At 65.7% G+C, this 18,612-nt stretch carries 21 protein-coding genes; 9 read left to right on the top strand and 12 right to left on the bottom strand.

All coding sequences use genetic code 11. The features are described from left to right. Positions 1–8 precede the first annotated feature (8 nt). From V5F78_RS13765 to V5F78_RS13740, 6 genes are all read right to left on the bottom strand, one after another. Positions 9–1,577: a winged helix-turn-helix domain-containing protein gene (locus V5F78_RS13765; protein WP_394071129.1), complete on the bottom strand. Its 1,569-nt coding sequence runs from the start codon at positions 1,575–1,577 to the stop codon at positions 9–11. A 404-nt stretch (positions 1,578–1,981) separates the two neighbouring features. Continuing rightward, positions 1,982–2,482 carry a GNAT family N-acetyltransferase gene (locus V5F78_RS13760; protein ID WP_394071128.1) on the bottom strand — a complete coding sequence of 167 codons (501 nt, stop codon included), beginning with the start codon at positions 2,480–2,482 and terminating at the stop codon, positions 1,982–1,984. A gap of 15 nt (positions 2,483–2,497) precedes the next feature. After that, positions 2,498–3,058, bottom strand: a complete 561-nt coding sequence (locus V5F78_RS13755) for a phage tail protein (protein ID WP_394071127.1) — start codon at positions 3,056–3,058, stop codon at positions 2,498–2,500. Between the two features lie 45 nt (positions 3,059–3,103). Further along, positions 3,104–3,640: a phage tail protein gene (locus tag V5F78_RS13750; RefSeq protein WP_394071126.1), complete on the bottom strand. Its 537-nt coding sequence runs from the start codon at positions 3,638–3,640 to the stop codon at positions 3,104–3,106. 37 nt (positions 3,641–3,677) lie between these two features. Further along, positions 3,678–4,223 carry a phage tail protein gene (locus tag V5F78_RS13745; protein WP_394071125.1) on the bottom strand — a complete coding sequence of 182 codons (546 nt, stop codon included), beginning with the start codon at positions 4,221–4,223 and terminating at the stop codon, positions 3,678–3,680. 280 nt (positions 4,224–4,503) lie between these two features. Continuing rightward, positions 4,504–4,794, bottom strand: a complete 291-nt coding sequence (locus V5F78_RS13740) for a hypothetical protein (protein WP_394071124.1) — start codon at positions 4,792–4,794, stop codon at positions 4,504–4,506. Between the two features lie 261 nt (positions 4,795–5,055). On the opposite strand from V5F78_RS13740, the gene V5F78_RS13735 reads away from it, so the two are divergent. The 6 genes from V5F78_RS13735 to serA all read left to right on the top strand — a co-directional run bounded on the left by V5F78_RS13735 (position 5,056) and on the right by serA (position 12,205). Next, on the top strand, positions 5,056–5,610 hold the full coding sequence (locus tag V5F78_RS13735; protein ID WP_394071123.1) for a sigma-70 family RNA polymerase sigma factor: 555 nt from the start codon (positions 5,056–5,058) through the stop codon (positions 5,608–5,610). Beyond that, positions 5,607–6,248, top strand: a complete 642-nt coding sequence (locus tag V5F78_RS13730; protein WP_394071122.1) for an NrsF family protein — start codon at positions 5,607–5,609, stop codon at positions 6,246–6,248. Before V5F78_RS13735 ends, V5F78_RS13730 begins: the two co-directional genes overlap by 4 nt. Then, the gene (locus tag V5F78_RS13725) at positions 6,133–8,361 is read left to right on the top strand and encodes an acyltransferase family protein (protein ID WP_394071121.1); all 2,229 of its coding nucleotides are present in this window, start codon (positions 6,133–6,135) and stop codon (positions 8,359–8,361) included. Before V5F78_RS13730 ends, V5F78_RS13725 begins: the two co-directional genes overlap by 116 nt. Before the next feature lie 201 nt (positions 8,362–8,562). Next, positions 8,563–8,970 carry a DUF3597 domain-containing protein gene (locus tag V5F78_RS13720; protein WP_394071120.1) on the top strand — a complete coding sequence of 136 codons (408 nt, stop codon included), beginning with the start codon at positions 8,563–8,565 and terminating at the stop codon, positions 8,968–8,970. Positions 8,971–9,220: 250 nt separating this feature from the next. Beyond that, complete coding sequence (locus V5F78_RS13715) at positions 9,221–10,396, top strand: phosphoserine transaminase (RefSeq protein ID WP_394071119.1); 1,176 nt, start codon at positions 9,221–9,223, stop codon at positions 10,394–10,396. 222 nt (positions 10,397–10,618) lie between these two features. Then, positions 10,619–12,205 (top strand): phosphoglycerate dehydrogenase, encoded by a 1,587-nt coding sequence (gene serA / locus V5F78_RS13710; RefSeq protein ID WP_394071118.1) that lies wholly within the window; start codon positions 10,619–10,621, stop codon positions 12,203–12,205. 85 nt (positions 12,206–12,290) lie between these two features. On the opposite strand, the gene V5F78_RS13705 is transcribed toward serA, so the two are convergent. The 6 genes from V5F78_RS13705 to V5F78_RS13680 all read right to left on the bottom strand — a co-directional run bounded on the left by V5F78_RS13705 (position 12,291) and on the right by V5F78_RS13680 (position 15,389). Further along, positions 12,291–13,229: a DMT family transporter gene (locus tag V5F78_RS13705; protein ID WP_394071117.1), complete on the bottom strand. Its 939-nt coding sequence runs from the start codon at positions 13,227–13,229 to the stop codon at positions 12,291–12,293. A 113-nt stretch (positions 13,230–13,342) separates the two neighbouring features. After that, positions 13,343–13,900 (bottom strand): disulfide bond formation protein B, encoded by a 558-nt coding sequence (locus tag V5F78_RS13700; protein WP_394071116.1) that lies wholly within the window; start codon positions 13,898–13,900, stop codon positions 13,343–13,345. A 10-nt stretch (positions 13,901–13,910) separates the two neighbouring features. Continuing rightward, positions 13,911–14,066 carry a DUF5993 family protein gene (locus V5F78_RS13695; protein WP_394071115.1) on the bottom strand — a complete coding sequence of 52 codons (156 nt, stop codon included), beginning with the start codon at positions 14,064–14,066 and terminating at the stop codon, positions 13,911–13,913. Between the two features lie 93 nt (positions 14,067–14,159). Next, a complete protein-coding gene (locus V5F78_RS13690; protein ID WP_394071114.1) occupies positions 14,160–14,765 on the bottom strand; it encodes a nitrile hydratase subunit alpha in 606 nt (201 codons plus the stop codon). 9 nt (positions 14,766–14,774) lie between these two features. Further along, positions 14,775–15,059, bottom strand: coding sequence for an SH3-like domain-containing protein (locus tag V5F78_RS13685; RefSeq protein WP_394071113.1), 285 nt, complete (start codon positions 15,057–15,059; stop codon positions 14,775–14,777). Positions 15,060–15,083: 24 nt separating this feature from the next. After that, entirely contained in the window at positions 15,084–15,389 is a 306-nt protein-coding gene (locus V5F78_RS13680) for a hypothetical protein (protein WP_394071112.1), read from the bottom strand. A 580-nt stretch (positions 15,390–15,969) separates the two neighbouring features. Between V5F78_RS13680 and V5F78_RS13675 the strand changes: the two genes are divergently transcribed. From V5F78_RS13675 to V5F78_RS13665, 3 genes are all read left to right on the top strand, one after another. Further along, positions 15,970–16,695 carry an ABC transporter permease gene (locus V5F78_RS13675; RefSeq protein WP_394071111.1) on the top strand — a complete coding sequence of 242 codons (726 nt, stop codon included), beginning with the start codon at positions 15,970–15,972 and terminating at the stop codon, positions 16,693–16,695. Next, a complete protein-coding gene (locus tag V5F78_RS13670; RefSeq protein WP_394071110.1) occupies positions 16,692–17,498 on the top strand; it encodes an ABC transporter ATP-binding protein in 807 nt (268 codons plus the stop codon). The genes V5F78_RS13675 and V5F78_RS13670 overlap by 4 nt, the downstream gene beginning before the upstream one ends. Before the next feature lie 82 nt (positions 17,499–17,580). Next, the gene (locus V5F78_RS13665) at positions 17,581–18,597 is read left to right on the top strand and encodes an ABC transporter substrate-binding protein (RefSeq protein WP_394071109.1); all 1,017 of its coding nucleotides are present in this window, start codon (positions 17,581–17,583) and stop codon (positions 18,595–18,597) included. Positions 18,598–18,612 lie beyond the last annotated feature (15 nt).

Genomic DNA, 18,612 nt, shown 5'->3' with positions numbered 1-18,612 from the left:
CCGCGCGCTCAGCTTGCGGCGATCAGGCCCGTGCCCATGAGGACGAATGGCGGAATGACGCCCGTGCCGTGCAATTCGGTGAGATGGGCGACGACCCCCTGCATGAGGTTGGCGCGGGCCTGCAGCGAGGTGAGGTGACGCACCGATGTCATATAGGTGAAGGCGAGCGCGTTGCGCGCCCCTTCGGGACCGACCGAGCGCAGGACGTCGGTGACTGCCTGCGGCAGCGGCTGATCGGGGGGTGTGAACAGCACCGCGATCATCACGCTGAGAGGGGGCGGGCAATCCGGGCTTTCGTAGGAAAACGCCGCCGCGGTCTTGAGCGCCTCGCGGTCGCCCGCCGCCAGCAAGGCGATGCACTTGAGGACCCGCATGTGCTGCCGGAACTCGGAATCGGGATCCGCCATCTCGATGCCGCGGTCGAAGAATGCCAGCGCGGCGGTAAAATCGCTGCGCGCCTGTCGCAGCTGCCCGAGCACTGGCAGGGCGGCGGCAAAATCCGCCGTGCGGGCGAAGGCACGCTCCGTCAGATCCTCGGCCAGCTCAAGATGGCCGCGATCGACGAAATAGAGCAGCTTGCCGGCGGCCAGCATCAGCAAGGGGTTGGTCTCGATGAGCGGCAGGCAGTCCAGCACGGTCGCCTCGATCTCGCTCTCGATCTCCTCGCGCTCTCGGCGACTGATGCCGGTGAAGGGATCGGCGAGGACCAGGCGCGAGAACAGATGCAGGCACCATTGCAGGGCGATGTCCGCGTTGCCCGGATTGCGCGCCCGCGCCTCGCGCAGCTGCAGCCCCTTCTCCAGCCATTTCGGGTTGGAGGCCGACAAGAGGGTGGTTGCCTTGCGCAGGCGGATGTCCAGCGGCTGATCGGCGGGCGTGCCGAGCCCTTCCGAGGCGTCCGTCAGGGTCCGGTGCAACGCCTCGATGATGCTGCCCGCGGCGCGCTCCACCTCCGGCGTGAGCATGGCGAGGCTGGCGCCGCCGAACTCCAGCCGAAAGGCCCTGATGATGCGTCCCGACGGGACTTCCCGCAGGATCGCGGTGCAATCCAGACGGGCGCCGCTGTCCTGGAAGCTCACCTTCAGGAGATAGCGCGCGCCCTGGGGTGGCGCGCTCTCGTCGCGCCCCACGACGACGACGGCCTGGCCTTCGCTGACTCTGTCCGCGATCATGTCGCGCATCTGTCCGGTAATGGCCCCCGCCCGTTCCGCCAGGCGTTTGTCATGAAGTGGGACCAGAGGGGCGATGGCCAGAAGGACGTTGGCCGGCGCTGGATCGGGCCGGGCGGAGACAGCCGGCAGCTTCGTTGCGATCCACACATAGCCCTCGCCATATTGCGTGGCGATATATCGAGGGGACCGTGCGCTATCCCCCAGCTTTGCGCGCAGGCGGTTGATGAGAAAATCGACGTTGCGGTCGGATGCATCGGCCTGGGTCGGCGCGATCGCATCGAGCAGCTGGCTGCGCGGCATCAACCGGTGCGGGTTTCGCGATAACACAAGCAGAAGCGCGCGCTCGCTCCGGGTGAAGCGAATCTGCTCGCCTCTACGATGGGCGAACAGGCAGGTTTCATCCATTACGACATCGCCGAATATGAATCCGCCTGCGCTCGATCCCTCTCGTTCCATTCAAGCTTGTCCCCAGGGCCGCCCCACCGACGCAATCGCGGAGCGGATGATGCCCCACGTGCAATTTTGGGTCGAGCCATTTTGCCGCCGGAGCATTGTCAAATGGCGTTGAGATCTGGCGCTTCCGCCGGGGGCATGAAGAAACAAGGCCTGTTTTCTGTGTCCCGCGCCCTTTGAGCGCAAGGCTTGGCTCAGGGCCGGTCAATGGCGCCGCGGATGTGATCGCAGTGTCCGTTGAAGACGTGTCATCGGTCATTTGTTTCTGCTGCGCGAGCAGCAGACGGCCGGATCGGGGCTATTCTTTCCATTGGCCAATGGCGCACGTCCGGACCCACATCGCGCCGCGGCGGTGTTCACGGCTCCGCCTGCCAGACCATCTTCTGATAGACCCCGTCGCCCGGATCGGTCGCCTGAAATCCGAGGCGCTGATAAAGCCGGCAGGCCGGGTTTCCGATCGCCACATGCAGGCTCACCGTGCGGCCCTCGCCGGCCGCTTGCGCGCACACGGCGCGCAGCAACGCCGCACCCAGCCCGGCATTGCGGCTTTCCTCATGGAGCGCGATGTCCACCACGCGCAGGTCGCGGGCGGTTGCGTGCAGGTGCAGCAGGCCGATGGCGCGCTCGTCCCGCGCGATGATCATCTGCGCAGCGCCCGGATAATGGGTCGCGTAGTGGTGCTGCTGAAGCCGGTACTGATCGGCCAGGAAGGCGCGCAATTGTGCCTCGGGCCATCCCGCCGCGGCCAGCGTGTCGCGCCGCACGGCGATGAACAGGTCTTCCAGGAAGACCCGGTCCTCCGCACGCGCGGCGCGCAGCTGCACGCCGGCCGGCAGGGCGAATGAGACTGCGGTCACGGCGCCCGGGCCGGCTTAGTCCGGCACCGGATATTCGCCGTCGATACAGATGCAGAAGATGAAGGAGAGCACCGGCTGCACATTCTGATGGGCGGCGCCGCCGCCGGCCGGGAGAATGGTGCTGAAGTTCAGCGTGGTGTTCGGATTGGCGGGCGTCTGGAGCGCGGGCCAATTGGCACTGCCCGTCGGCGTCGGAAGCGTGACGGCGGCGGGATAGCTGGTGCTGCTCGGCCCCGCGGTCTTGTTGGTGATGCTGCCGGACACGTTCACCCGATGCGTCAGGTGAGTGTGGGCGGGCATCTGCGCCTCGTTGAGCGCGACCGCGGGCAGGCCGGCGGTGGTGCCGCGCTGGAAGGTCAGCGTGGCGCCGGTGGATGCGCCGGTGCACACGGCGGCGCGGCCCCGCAGATCCGGAATGCCGAAGGTTGTCCGGCCATCGCCGCCATAAGTGTTGCCGAGGACACTGAAGAGCGCCTGGTATTGACCCACTTGCAAGATCTGCCCGGTGCAGGGCATCCAACCGCGCGGTGGGTAGTCCGTTGAGAAAATTCGAACCTCACCAATATATCCGTCCATGTCGCCGCTCCCGATATTGAATTTTCGACGAATTGCTCTGTACTTTTAGTCAGACGGAAAGACCCCGCGCAGAGCGATGATGTAATCGACGCCGATGACCGGCATGAGATTGGAATGCGATGCGCTGCTGCCGGAGACGGAGATCGCGACGGTGGCGAAGTCGTCGTCGGTGGTCGTCGCCCCCGCCGGGGGATTGGTATAGGCGACGAAGGGGGAGGGGATGGTGGCAAAGGCCAGCGTGGGGCCCGGCGTGCGGCTTGTTCCCGGGCCGGTGCTGGCTTGCAGCGTATGGGTGTGGGTCGGCATCATGGCCGTGGTAAGGGCCACCCCTTCGGTGCCGATGGCCTGCCCGAGGGGATGAGGCGAAAGGTTCGGCCCCTGGCCCGCGCCGAGCGGGACGCGGCCGCTGAGGTTCGGCAGCGCGAAATTGGTTCTGCCGTCGCCACCATATGTGGTGCCGATGAGGGCGAAGAGCGCTTCGTTTCCGGCGACCGGAATCGTCGCCCCATCGCAGCGAACCCAGCCGCTGGGCACCCTGAGGCCGGCGAACATGCGGATCTCGCCGATATAATAATCAGCCATGCTTTTATCCTTTCCTTGAAGAACAGGTCTCGGCGGATCAAGGGCGCGGGGGATAATTGCCTACGAGCGCGATGCACAGGTTGAGCGCGATCGAGGGCTGGATGTTGGAATGAGGGCCGCCGGTGCCTTCCGTGCGGATCGCATCAGCCTTCACGGCGGTCATCTGGCTCGCGGCGCCGTAATAATTGGCCTGCGGCTTGGACGCGTCGACCTGGGTGACCTCGGCGAACACGGCGTCGTTCGGTGCGTTCACATTGCCCTGCTGGGTCGAGACGCAATAAAGATGGGTATGGGTCGGCAGCTCGGCCTGGGTCAGCGTGACGGTTTCCGTTCCCAAGGGCTTGTTGAGCTGGATGGTGATGCGGTCCGCCTGGGCCTGGACGTTGAAATTGACCGGCACCCGCCCGCGCAGGTCTGGCAGGGCGAAGGTGGTGCGGCCGTCGCCTCCGAACCGGTTGCCCAGCAGCGTGAACAGGGCCTGATATTGCTGAACCTGCATCAGCGTGCCGTCGCACTTGGCCCATCCGGCGGGAACTCGTCCGTAGGGGAAAATGCGGATTTCACCCAGATAATAATCGCTCATTGGCGCCTCCGGCGAAATGTTCTCGTTGCGATGGTTGCAACTCTAGGAGGCAAATACTGATGAGCGCAACCATTTTTAGTTGTGTCTCGATGTTTTGCAACCGGGTCGGCCGGAGCGGTTGCATCCCCCGTCCGCGCGCCGCGCGGACCATGCCGGCAAACCCGTGTTTCACCGCAAAGCGGAGACTGAAACGAATGCGCCCGCGATTGGCATCGCGGGCGTGCGCTTCGGCGTTTCGGACGGGGGAGGAAGCCCCCGCCGGGATGCGGATGGGGTCGGATCAGTTGTTGCCGATGCCGCGATCGCCCTGCGCGAGGAACAGCGCATCCTTCTGCGACAGCGCGCGGGTCTCGGGCTGGGCGAAGACATAGGTCGCGATGTGCGGCGCGGCGACCGCGCCATAGGCGAGGGCGGTATCGGCGCCACGCATTTCCGAGACGCTCGCGGCGGACTGTGCGGCCACCGAATAATTCTCCCGGTTCAGGGCGGCTTCATATTCGTCGGCGCGTGCGGCACCCGCGAACAGGACGGCGGCACCGAGGGCGAGCAGGGGGAAAGAGAGCTTGTTCATCGAAGTATCTCCAAGTGTTTGTGGGTTACACTCTCTATTCCGGCGGCCATGCTCTGATGGTTACAGGTATCGAATAAATCGAATTCAATCTCATGTGAGATCTACGGCTGTAACCTTTTGCGAGATTTTCACGGATCACGTGCGCTCGCGGGCCTTTTAACGCCACGGGAGGGGCAGCCAGCGGCGGTATCGCGGGTTCGTGATGCTCATGCCGGTAACGAAGCGCGGTGTCGCTGCGAAGTCCTCGTGAATGAGGACATCATGCTGAACGCCGATGCGGACCTTGATCACTTGATGATCGCCAGCCAGGGAGGCGACGCGCAGGCGCATCGCGACCTGCTGCGCGGGGCCTCGACGCATTTGCGCGCCTATTTTCGTCGGCAGCTTTCGCGCTATGGCCACGGGCTGGATGCGGCCGAGGATCTGCTCCAGGACACGCTCCTGGTGATCCACACGCGCCGGCAATCCTATCTGCCCGGCTCCCCGGTGCTGGCGTGGATCTATGGGATCGCGCGCTACAAGCTGATTGATTTCCTGCGGGCGCGGCATCGCTCGTTCTCGCATCTGCCAATCGAGGATGCGGAGCATGTGGCGGCGCAGGATGGATATGAGGGGATCGATACGGCGCGCGAGTTGCGAAAGGCGTTGGCGAGCTTGCCGAACAACTTCCGGCTGCCCATCGAATACGTGAAGCTCGAGGGCCTGAGCATCGCCGAGGCGGCAGCCCGAACGGGAATGTCCGATGCCGCCATCAAGGTCAGCATTCATCGCGGCATGAAAAAGCTCGCCGCCATCCTTTCGGAGGCACGCCCATGAACACCGACGATTTGATCGACTTTCTCGCCACCCGGGTCGAGCCGGTCGATCCCCATCAGCAGGACCGGCAAGGGCTGGCCGCGCTTTTGATGTCGCTTACCGCCGCCATCGCCGCCGTGATCGTCGCCCTGGGCCTGCGCGCGGACCTGATGGAGGCCATGCTCTCCGCGGGCTTCGCCGTGAAGATCGGCTTTCTCGTGACCTTGGTCGCGATTGCGCTCTGGGGCTTGCGCAAGGCGGCACGGGCCGGCTCGGCGGACCCGGCGCCGCTGCGCCTCCTCTGCGTGCCGCTGGTGCTGCTGTGGATCCTCGGTGCGCTGGAGCTGGCGACGCTTCCGCTCGCCGCCTGGCGCGCCACCGTGCTGTTCTACGAATGGCCCGTGTGCGTGGTCTCCATTCCGCTGCTTTCCGCCCTGCCGCTGGTCGCGCTGACGCTGGTGGTACGCGAGGGCGCGCCCACGCATCTGCGCTATTGCGGCGCGCTGACTGGCCTGTGCGCCGGCGGGCTCGGGGCGCTGGCCTATGCCGCCTATTGCCTCAACGACACGCCGGTCTATGTGGGCGTGTGGTACGTGGCCGGCATCGCCGCCGTCACCGCCTTCGGCTGGCTCATGGGGCCGCGCATGCTGCGCTGGTGAGGGCCGCGCGCCGGCGGCGCGGGGGTGCTTCGGGCTATTGTGCGGGGAGCGCGCGGGGGATAAAAGAACCCCTCGGCGTTCCGTGGGTTGCCCCTTCATGAATCAGTATAGGGCCGATATTGACGGCATAAGGGCGATTGCGGTTTCCCTTGTCCTTGTGTTTCACGCTGGATTTTCGTTTCTTCCGGGCGGATTTATTGGCGTTGACGTGTTTTTCGTCATTTCCGGCTACCTGATCACGGACAATCTGCTCCAGGCGATGCGCGTCGGGTCGTTTTCCCTGCTGGATTTCTATGATCGACGGGTGCGGCGCATTCTGCCAGCCCTGCTGGTGGTGATCGCCGCGACGCTGGGCGCGGGCTTCCTGATCCTGGCGCCGGGGGCCTATGCGGTGCTCGGGCGCAGCGCGGCCTTCGCGGCGCTCGGCCTCTCCAATTTCTTCTTCTTCCGCAATACCGGCTATTTCGACGGCGCGGCCGAGGCGATGCCGCTGCTGCACACCTGGTCGCTGGCGGTGGAGGAGCAATTCTATCTTGCCTGGCCGCTGGTGCTCTATGGCGCGTATCGCGGGGCGCGGCGCTGGCCGCGCCTGCTGGGGCTGGTCGTGGCGCTGGTGGTGGGCCTCAGCTTCGCGCTGGCGGTGCAGAAGGTGGCGGAAGGGGCGAAAAGCGCCTTCTATCTGCCCTTTGGCCGCGCCTGGGAATTGGCGCTGGGCGGTGCCCTGGTGCTGGCGCGCGATCGGCTCGCGCGGTTGCCGGGCCTCATCGCTCAGGGACTGAAGCTGGCCGGGTTGGGCCTCGTCATCGCCCCCGCTCTGGTGCTGACCTCCGCGAGCCCCTTTCCGGGGCTGAATGCCCTGGCACCCGTGCTCGGCGCGGCGCTGCTGCTGATGCCGACCCGCGCGCCCACCCTCGGCGCGCGGCTGCTCGCCCTGCCGCCGCTGCCCTTCATCGGCCGCATCTCCTATTCGCTCTATCTCTGGCACTGGCCGGTGCTCGTGTTCGCGCGCCAGTACCAGAACGGCGATCCGCTCGGCACGCGCGAGGCCCTGGCTGCGCTCGCGGCCTCCGTGCTGCTGGCGTGGCTCTCCTGGCGGTTCGTCGAGCAGCCGTTCCGCGTGCGTCGCTTTTCGCCGCGCAAAGTGGTGCTGGCGGGAAGCGGGGCGTGCCTGCTGGTGGCCGCGCTCAGCTTCGGCATTGATCGCGCCGACGGCATTTCCGGCCGGGTCTCGCCGCAATTGGAGGAATTGGGCTCGCTCGCGCGCATGTGGGCCTGGCCCTGCCCGCAGCAGGTCTCGCTGGATGGCGGGCCGAGTGTGTGCGTGGCCGGTGCTGATTGGGCGAGCGCCAAGACGCGCGGCGTGATCTGGGGCGACAGCCATGCCGAGCACCTGATGCATCTGCTGGACGTCGCCGGGCGCAAGACCGGCACGGCGGTGGCGCTGCTGCGCATCTGTCCGGCCATCTTCTCCGAGGAGGGATTGCGCCGCAAACCCGTGGGCCTGCCGCCGGAATGCGAGCGCACCTATCGCGCCACCCTCGCGCTGCTGAAGGCCAACCCGCAGATCAACCTGGTGATGCTGGCCTCCAACTGGGGCTTCATGCCGGATTCGGTCTATCGCCGGGAAGGGGACGCGACCAGTCACGAGGCGGGGCTGCGGGTGATGCGGGAGGCGTTCCTCGATCTAGTCCCGCGCCTCGCGGCGCCGGGCCGCAGGATCGTCCTGTTCGCCGACATTCCCCATTGGGCGAGCGATCCGCTGCCCTGTGTCGCCGCCCATGACGGCTCGCTGCTGCGCGCCCCCTGCCGGCGCGAGGTGAGCCGCCTCACCCCGGCCGAGTTCGGGCAGGACCAGCGCGACGTCGATGCCATGTTCCGCTCGCTGCGCGGGGTGCGGGAGGACGTGGTGGTGGCGGTGCCGGCGGACAAGATGTGCGACCAGCTGGGGTGCATGGCCCGTTTCGACGGGCAGTTCCTGTATTTCGACCGCGATCATTTCCGTCGTAACATTCCGCTGGCGACGCGCGAGAAGTTCGCCGATCTGCTGGGGCTGCCGGCGCTGATCGACGTCGGCGGCGGCGGTGCAAAGGCGGCGACACGGGCCAGCGAGTGAGCCGGCGGCGGGGATCGTCGCGCCGCGCGGACCGATGCGGCCGGTAAATTCCGCGCCTGTCACGGCATGTTTGTCATCCGCCTTGCTCCATGCGCGCATAGGCTGGCTTTGCCGCCGGCGAATGATTGCGCGCCGGCGGCGGCATATTCGAACCATTCCGCAGCGGGGGCGTTCTCCAGGCGGAACACGCAGGAGAAGCAGATGAGCATTTTCGGAAAGATCGTTTCCGCCATTTTCGGCCATTCGGCACAGGCGGGCACTCCCGCCCCAGACGCGCCTTCGCCCGGCGGCACCTCGGGCGGCGCGACGCCCCCCGTTCCCGGTGCTTCTCCCGCCGCCCCGGCGACGCCCGCGGTGGATGTGGAAGCCGTCCTCTCCGGCCTTGCCGCCAAGAACAGCGAGAAGCTGGACTGGCGCCACTCCATCGTCGACCTGATGAAGCTGCTGGATCTCGATTCCTCGCTCGCCGCGCGCAAGGAACTCGCGCACGAGCTGAATTATTCCGGCGACATGGGCGATTCCGCCACCATGAACATCTGGCTGCACAAGCAGGTGATGGCCAAGCTGGCTGAAAACGGCGGCAAGGTTCCCGAAGACCTGAAGCACTGACACCGGGCACACACGCCCACGCGCGAGACCCTCGCCCCCAACGGGGCGCGGGTCTTTTCGCGGGATGGACACCGGATGAAAGTGCGCCGCATGTATTCGCGGGCCGCCGCACGATCAGGGAAGCACTCCTGTCGTAAGCCCCAAGTTTTCGTGAGCATGCTTTCTCTTGCCTTGCGCCACGGAAAGGCCTATTGCCCGCGGCGGGACACCTCCCCCCAACGGGAGGCGCCCATCTGAAAGGATGGCCATCATGACGACCACTGACGCTCCGGCGACCCGCCCGGAGAACCCTAATTTTTCGTCCGGTCCTTGTGCCAAGCGTCCCGGCTGGACGCTGGATGCGCTGCGCGACGCGCCGCTCGGCCGCTCGCACCGCGCCAAGATCGGCAAGACCAAGCTCAAGCAGGCGATCGATCTCACCCGCGACGTGCTCGAGGTGCCGGCCGATTATCGCATCGGCATCGTGCCCGCCTCCGACACCGGCGCGGTCGAAATGGTGCTGTGGTCCATGCTGGGCGCCCGCCCGGTGGACATGCTCGCTTGGGAAAGCTTCGGCGAAGGCTGGGTGACGGACGTCGTCAAGCAGCTCAAGCTCGCCGACGCGCGCATCATGACCGCCCCCTATGGCGAGCTGCCGGATCTCAAGGCGGTGGACTTCACCCACGACGTGGTCTTCACCTGGAACGGCACCACCTCCGGCGTCATGGTGCCGGATGCGGACTGGATTCCGGCCGACCGCGAGGGCCTGACCATCTGCGACGCCACCTCCGCGGCGTTCGCCCAATCGCTGGATTTCGCCAAGCTCGATGTGGTGACCTTCTCCTGGCAGAAGGTGCTGGGCGGGGAAGCCGCGCACGGCATGCTCATCCTCTCGCCCCGCGCGGTGGAGCGGCTCGAAACCTACAAGCCCGCCTGGCCGCTGCCCAAGATCTTCCGCATGACCAAGGGCGGAAAGCTGATCGAAGGCATCTTCGAGGGCGAGACCATCAACACCCCCTCCATGCTGTGCGTGGAAGATTATATCGACGCCCTGGAATGGGCGAAGATGGTGGGCGGCCTGCCGGGCCTGAAGGAACGCTCCAACCGCAATTTCGAAGCCATCGCGCAATGGGTGCACCGCACCGATTGGGTGGACTTCCTGGCCAAGGACCCCGTGACCCGCTCCAACACCAGCGTGTGCCTGAAGGTGGTGGACCCGGACGTGACGTCCCTTCCCGCCGATGCACAGGCAGCCTTCGCCAAGGCCCTGTCCGCCGGCCTGGAAAAGGGCGGCATCGCCTATGACATCGGCGCCTATCGCGATGCCCCTCCGGGCCTGCGCATCTGGTGCGGCGCCACGGTGCAGGCCTCCGACGTGGAAGCTCTGACCCATTGGCTGGACTGGGCGTTCAACGTCGCCAAGGGCTCGCTCGCCAAGGCGGCGTGAGCCCGACGCGCGACCGCTGACAATCCCCCTCTCCCGCTTGCGGGGGAGGGCCGGGGAGGGGGAATACCCCGCTCTCCGGCGCGATCAGCGCAAGCCCGCTCTACGGCATTCCCCCTTCCATCCCTCCCCCGCAAGCGGGAGAGGGCTTCAACGGCCGGACTGCGCCCAAGCGTGCCGCGGAACGGCCCGAGCTTGCACCCCCATTCATCCGGAGCCCACACCATGGCGCCTCGCGTTCTCATATCGGACAAGCTGTCCGACGCCGCCGTGCAGATCTTCAAGGATCGCGGCATCGACGTTGATTTCCAGCCCGATCTCGGCAAGGACAAGGACAAGCTGGCTGAGGTCATCGGCAATTATGACGGCCTTGCCATTCGATCCGCCACCAAGGTGACGCCGAAGATCCTGGAAAAGGCGACCCGCCTCAAGGTGATCGGCCGCGCCGGCATCGGCGTCGACAATGTCGACATCCCGGCCGCGACCGCCAAGGGCGTGATCGTGATGAATACGCCGTTCGGCAATTCCATCACCACCGCCGAGCATGCCATCGCCATGATGTTCGCGCTCGCCCGCGAGATCCCTGCCGCCGATGCCTCCACCCAGGCCGGCAAATGGGAGAAGAACCGCTTCATGGGCGTCGAGCTGACCGCCAAGACGCTGGGCATCATCGGCTGCGGCAATATCGGCTCGATCGTCGCCGAGCGCGGCGTCGGCCTGAAGATGAAGGTCATCGCGTTCGATCCCTTCCTCTCCGCCGAGCGCGCCAAGGACCTCGGCGTCGAGAAGGTGGAGCTGGACGACCTGCTCGCCCGCGCGGACGTCATCACGCTCCACACGCCGCTGACCGAGAAGACCAAGAACATCCTCTCGGCGGAAAACCTCGCCAAGACCAAGAAGGGCGTGCGCATCATCAATTGCGCGCGCGGCGGCCTGGTGGACGAGGTGGCCTTGCGCGCCGCCCTCGACAGCAAGCATGTGGCCGGCGCGGCCTTCGACGTGTTCACGGTCGAGCCGGCCGAAACCAACCCGCTGTTCGGCCATCCCAATGTGATCTGCACCCCGCACCTCGGCGCCGCCACCACCGAGGCGCAGGAGAATGTCGCGCTTCAGGTGGCCGAGCAGATGAGCGATTATCTGCTGTCGGGCGCCATTTCGAACGCGGTGAACTTCCCCTCCATCACCGCCGAGGAAGCCCCCAAGCTGAAGCCCTTCATCGAGCTGGCGGAAAAGCTGGGCTCGTTCGCGGGGCAGCTCACCGACACCGACATCAAGACCGTGCGCATTACCTATGAGGGCGCGGTCGCCGAGCTGAAGGTAAAGGCGCTGACCAGCGCGGCGGTTGCCGGCCTGCTGCGCCCGGTGCTGGCCGACATCAATGTGGTTTCCGCCCCGAGCGTCGCCAAGGAGCGCGGCATCGTGATCGAGGAGACCACCCGCGCCGCCGAGAGCGATTATGACAGCCTGATCACCCTGACCGTCATCACCGATACGTTCGAGCGCTCGGTGTGCGGCACGGTGTTCGCCGATGGCCACCCGCGCATCGTCAACATCAAGGGCATCAAGGTCGACGCTGAGTTCGCGCCGTCCATGCTCTATGTCACCAACGAGGACAAGCCCGGCTTCATCGGCCGTTTCGCCAGCCTGCTGGGCGATGCGGGCGTGAACATCGCCACCTTCGCCCTCGGCCGCGACCGCCAGGGCGGGGACGCCATCGCGCTCGTGGAAGTAGACGGCGCGCTGCCCGCCGACGTGATCGCCAAGGTGGAAGCCTTGCCCCATGTGAAGCACGCCAAGGGCCTCGCCTTCTGAAGGCTGTCCCTGTTCGCGGATAGAGAAGACCAAGATAGCCGCCGGATCGTTTCCGGCGGCTTTTTGCTGCCGTAAGGCCGGTGCGTCAGACCGGGGCGGGCGCGCGGGCGCGGGTTGCGGTGATGATGCCGGCAATCACCAGCGCATAGCCGACGCCATGAAACCATTCCAATTGCTCACCCAGCACCAGGATGGCGAGCGCGGAGCCGAACACCGGCATGAGATGAAAGAACGGCGCCGCGCGATTGGCGCCCACCAGTTCCACGCCGCGATTGAAGGCCATATAGGCGATCAGCGACGGCGCCGTCATCACGAAGCCCAGCACCGATAGCGTCATGCGGTTGAAATGCATGACGTGGCCCTGGCTGATCTCAAAGAGCGCGAACGGGATGAGCAACACGGCGCCGATGCCCATGATCACGGTCAGGAAGGACAGCGAGCGCATGGGCGGGCGCACCCGCAGGTTCGCGGCATAGAAGGCATAGATCACGAGCGCCGTGATGATCCAGATGTCGCCCACATTGGGCTTGAGGTGCAGCAGGACGTCGATGTCGCCCCGGCTCACGATCACCACCACCCCCAGCAGCGAGATGATGATCCCGGCGATCTGGCCCTTCGAGAGCCGGTCGCGGAACAGGAGCAAGCTCCAGAGCGCGATCAGCAGGGGGGAGGAGGATTGCACCAGCAGGCCGTTCAGCGCCTGGGTATATTGCAGCCCGTAATAGCTCATGGCGTTGTAGCAGGCGATGCCACAGGCCGAGAGGACCGTCAGAAACAGCCAATTGCGGCGCACGATCGGCCAGTCGGCGATTACCTGGCGATAGGAAAAGGGCAGCAGAATCAGCGTCGCTCCCGCCCAGCGCAGGCAGGCGAGCGTGATCGGCGGGATGTGCCCCGCCACAAAGCGGCCCAGCACCATGTTGCACGCCCACAGAAGAGCGGTGATGGAGAGCAGCAGATAGGGCGCATTGTTGATGCGGTGGCCGAGCCGGCCGAGGGGCGAACGGGGGGACGAAGGCAACATGGGGCTTCCTGGCGTGCCGCCTTTTCAGGCATTTCACACGCCAGGAAAAGAGAATTTTGATGCGCCACCCATCATAAGCGTTGATGAGTCCGCCGGTACGGCCAAGTTGCCGCTTATTTTCCGCGCAGTTGGTCGAGCAATTGGTAGGAGGTCGGATTGTCGGCGCACATGCCGCCGCCGCATTCCAGCACGGTGGAAAGGCCGTTCGCGAGGGCAATCGCCGTAGCCAGCGCGACGGCGATGAGGGCGAAGCGGGTAGGGCGGCCGGGCACCGCCTCTGGCGCGAACTGCCGGTCGAACAGCAGCAGGATCGCTCCGCCAAGCGCGATGACGCCGAACAGCGCCGCCGCCCAGGCGTAGAAATGGATGCCGAAGAAGGCATCGCCATAGGTGCCCTCGCCGGGGACGATGTGCAGCAGCGTCTGTCGCACCGACACGGCGCCGCCGGCGAATGCGGAGAGAATCATGACGGCATAGTGGCTGGGGCGCGGGCCGAACTTCACGTTCAGGGCAAGGCCGACCCCGGCGCCCACGAAGCCGGCGCGTTGAAGCAGGCAGAGCGGACAGGGCAGATCGTTGAACACGATCTGGTCGAAGAATGCCGCCGCCAATACCACGGAGACCGCGAACAGGCCGAGGGCATTGAGGGTGCGGGAGAGGGAAGGTGTCACGCCGGCCCCCTCACAGCACGAGATTGAGCGGATCGGTGGCGTGCATCTTGAACAGGGTCAGCATCGCCAGCAGCGACAGGCCCCACACCAGCATGGAGGGAATGCGCTGGCCCGCGAGAACCAGCGCGAACGCAACGAAGAAACCGAAAAACGGCAAGGTCATCATGGACGCAGCCCCCCTGGGCCAGTTCGGGCGCGGCGCGCGCCGATTCTCCGGGGGAACTCTAGCCCCCTTGAAGCGCGGGCGGGGGCTTAATGCTCAGACGCCGGACCGGGCCGGGTCGAGGCGGATCACATCCGCGCCCACCAGCGAATCCGCGGTCACGATCTCAACCAGTTGCTCGCTCGTCCAGCCCACGGTTTCCGGCGGCTGCATGGGAAGGACCATCCAGCGATAATCCGCGGTGCTGTCCACCACCTGGATCTCGGTCTCGCGCGGGAATGTCATTCCCCATTCCTCCAGGAGCTGGCGGGGATTGCGGGCCGCGCGGGCGCGATAGGCGGAGGATTTGTACCAGTGCGGGGGGTATCCGAGCAGCCAGCGCGGATAGCAAGAGCACAGGGTGCAGACCACCAGATGATGGATGTTCGGCGTATTCTCGAGCACGCCGAGCGGCGGCCCGCCGACGGGGTAGAAGCCGAAGCTTTCGGCCGCCGCGGTCCCGTCGCGCAGCAGAAGGTCCTTGAACTGCGGGTCGGTCCATGCCCGGGCAACCAGCAAGGCGCCATTGCGCGGGGTGGCGGAGGCCGCCGCGTCCATCCGTTCGCGCAGCTCGGCTTCCGTGACGATGCCGGCAGACTGGAGATGCGCGATGAGCCGGTCCAGCGTGGCGATGCTGCGCGGGTCCTGGGCGGTTTGGGCCATGGGGCGTTCCTAGACCTTGAGCCAGTGTTCGTACAATTCGACCAGGAGGGAATCGTCGCCGTGGGCTTCCTCCGGCCAAAGCTCGCCGAGGGAAAAGCGCACGTGGTAGAGCTTGCGGCGCACGCTCGGCCGTCCGAACGCCAGATCGCCCGGATCCTCATACTCGCCGAGAAAGGCGACGATCCGCCCTCTTTTGCCCCGGAGATAGGCGGGCGTGCGCACATGGCACGGTCCGCGCTCCTCGGGCCAGTCGGACATGACCGTGACCTCACGGTCGAGGGGAAGGTCGAGCATCCCAGTCGTTCCTTTTCGATACTTCTATTCGACACTCGAAAAGAGATTGGGGTCGATAACGCCCTTCTCACCCAAGATCAGAATAATGGATCTCAGCCATTTTTCATAGTAAGAGAGGGAATTATACTCTGCGGGACTGAGGGCCTCGACACCGCGCCGCAGCTCATCCACGGTCATGATGCCCTTGGCGCCGAGCACCAGGCGCAAGGTGTCGCAACGCCGTTCGAATTCGTTCAGCTCGACGGGGCGCGGATCCTTCTCGACCGGCAGGCACATGAAGCGCGACTGGCCGCCGAGATCGTGAGTTGCCGCCCGCTCAAGATTGTCCATGTCCCAACGGCCCTTGTTCGCGTCCGGATCACCCGCGCTCCAGGATTTGGTAGCTGAATTGAGATCCGGATGTAAACACGAGCCGGAGCGGCGGCCGCATCACCATCTGCTGATTTCCGGAGCGCCGACCCATCCGCGTGCCCGCACGGCGGCGCGCGCCGTGGCCTTTGCCCGGATTGCGGCAAATGGGCCTCCGATTGCCTAGAATATCGGCAAATAATGCTCGAAATAGCAGCAGTAGTTTTGTAACGGGCAATTGAAAACAATGTGCAGTGTGCTTACGATCTTCGGGAAGGATAAGCGGTAAGCGTATTGTTCTGCGGTCCTTGTGCTGAAAGCGCATGGTGTAGGCCTGCGATTGCAGGTGCGCGCGGCTATTGTCTTTGGAATTTCTTGCGGTCCGGCCTCGGTCCTTGCGTCAGGACGCGGCGAATACGTCGCGATCGGCCTTGCGGCGAACATGCACAATCAGTCGGGATCAATGGTTGGGATGGCGGATTCACTATCACTTCCCCTAAGGGCCTGCGTGATGTGGTCGGGATGGCGCCGGTTGCGCAGATGGGGGCTCAGGCTGGCGGGCTTGGGCACGCTGGTCGCTGTCTGGCAGGCGCTGTCCTCGCTCGGTTATCTCAATACGCTCCTGTTCCCACCGCCCAGCGCGGTCGCCGCAACCTTGATCGATCTGCTGCGCGATGGAACCTTGCTGGAGAACAGCTGGGCCAGCATCCAGCGGGTGCTCGCCGGATTCGCGCTGGCGAGCATCGTGGGCATCGCTTTCGGCATTCTCCTCGGGTGGTCGGACCTCGCGTCCGAGCTGCTGAAGCCGATCATCGAGGTGATCCGGCCGATCCCGCCGATCGCCTGGACCCCGCTGGCGATCCTCTGGTTCGGCGTCGGGAATGCCCCGAGTTATTTCCTGGTGTTCATCGGCGCGGTTTTTCCGGTGTTCGTGAATACCTATGTGGCGGTGCGCGGCATCGAGAAGAGCCAGATCAACGCCGCGCTGTGCCTCGGCGCGCGTCCGCTTCTGGTCCTCACCGACGTGATCGTGCCCGCCGCGCTGCCGATGATCTTTCCCGGCCTTCGCATCGCGCTGGGGGTGGGCTGGATGTGCGTGGTGGCGGCCGAGCTGATCGCGGCGCAATCCGGCCTCGGCTACATGATCCAGCAGAGCCGTATGATGCTGATGACTTCGAGCGTCCTTGCGGGAATGCTCACCATCGGCGCCATCGGCTATGCCGCGAACAGCCTGATGCTGATGCTGGAGCGCCGGGTGATGCGCTGGCGGCGGGAGGCGATCTCGTGACGGTCTGCTCCGCCATCTCCATTCGCGGCGTCTCGAAGCGGTTCGCCGGCCGCGACGAAGCGAGCGGCACTCTGGCGCTCGCCCGGGTCGATCTCGAGGTGCGCAAAGGCGAGGTCTTGATGCTGCTCGGCCCGAGCGGCTGCGGCAAGTCCACCTTGCTGAACATCGTCGCGGGTTTCCTTGCTCCTTCGGAAGGCGAGGTGATGCAGGATGGCGCGCCCGTCAGCCGTCCCGATCCGCGCCGCACCGTGGTGTTTCAGGATTATGCCCTGTTCCCTTGGAAAAGCGTCCAGGAGAATGTCGAATTCGGCCTCAAGGCGAAGGGCGTCGCGAAGGCCGAGCGGCGCCGGCGCGCCCGCGAAGTGCTGCGGACCGTTCGGCTGAACGGCTTCGAGGAGCGCTATCCGCACGAGCTGTCGGGCGGCATGAAACAGCGCGCGGCGATCGCGCGGGCCATCGCCGTCGATCCGGAAGTCCTGCTCATGGACGAGCCCTTCGGGGCGCTCGATGCGCAGACCCGCGTCCTGCTGCAGGAGGAACTGGCGCGCATTTCCGCGGAAACCGGAATGACCATCATCTTCGTGACGCACTCGATCGACGAGGCGGTTTTCCTCGGCGACCGCATCGTCGTGATGAGTGCGCGCCCCGGGCGCATTCGCGAGGTCCATGAGGTCGCGCTCCCGCGCCCGAGATTGCCGGACATCAGGTCCGATCCCGAATTTCGACGGCTCGCCGACGGCTTGTGGGAGTCGCTCCGCAAGGATTGGCAGCTCCAGCCCGGCGAGGCAGCGGCGGCCGGCTGATCGGTCCGATCGCGGATGCCGTGGCGACCTGGGCATTCATTCACGCACGTATTTCCGTGCCAGACGTAAGGGGGATCTGTTCATGAAGCGCTGGGCATCGGGCTTGGTCTTGAGCTTGTTTGCGGTCGCGTTCGCGACCGTCGGCCATGCGGCCGATACGATACGGATCGGCTGGCAGCCGACGTCGACCGTGAGCAGCCAGATCGCAAATACGTTGGCCCGCACGGACATTCTTGCGCGCAACGGCCTCAAAGGCGAATTCATCATGTTCACCTACGGGCCGGCCGTGAACGAGGCGCTGGTTTCCGGGGCGATCGACGTGGGCTTCGTCGGCGATCTGCCGTCGGTGGCGCTGGCCGCTGCGGGCGCTCCGACCACAGTCGTTGCCCGGCAGTCCACCTTCCGCGGCGCGATCCTCGCGACCACCAAAAGCGGCATCACCAATGTGCAGGACCTCAAGGGCAAGAAGCTCTACGGGCCGGTTGGCAGTTCGATTCACCTCGCGGCGGTCGCCATGCTCGCCGATGCCGGCCTGAAGGCCGGAACCGACGTGGATGTGGTCAATATGGGATTCGTCGATCTGTCGGATGCCATCGCGGCCGGCCGGGTCGATGCGGTCTTCATCTGGGATCCGTGGATCGAATTTTTCGTCAGCAAGGGCTTGGCCAAGGTCATCGCGTCGGACACCTCGCTGACCATGGTGGTTGCCGCCCGCAACGATTTCCGCGCGAAGTCGCCCGATGTGATCCGCCGGTTCCTGGTGGCGCACAAGGAAGCACTGGCCTACGCGGCCGCCAATCATGACGAGGCGAACGCGTGGTTCCGCGATTCCGCTGCGGCCAAGTCGCTGCCCGCGGAGGTCGTCGCCACCGCCACGGCTTATGATCCGCAATGGTCGGTCAAGGACGTGAATGCGCTTCGCGTGGCCATGACGCCGGCGGAGATGGAGCGCTATGTGAACCTCGGCAAGCTGGCGAGCCAGCTGAAGGTGTTTCCGCGCGTGCCCGACCTGAAGTCCACCACCGACATGAGCACCGCCGCGGCTGTCGACGCCAGCAAGATCGACGCCGGCGCGGTGGCGGTGACCCCCAAGCCCTAGCTAAGTTCGCCCCGC

It is taken from the genome of Roseixanthobacter glucoisosaccharinicivorans (genome assembly GCF_043195095.2).
Lineage (GTDB): Bacteria > Pseudomonadota > Alphaproteobacteria > Rhizobiales > Xanthobacteraceae > NCEH01.
The sequence above is the reverse complement of the archived record's forward strand: the minus strand, read 5'-3'. Positions and strand labels throughout refer to the sequence as shown.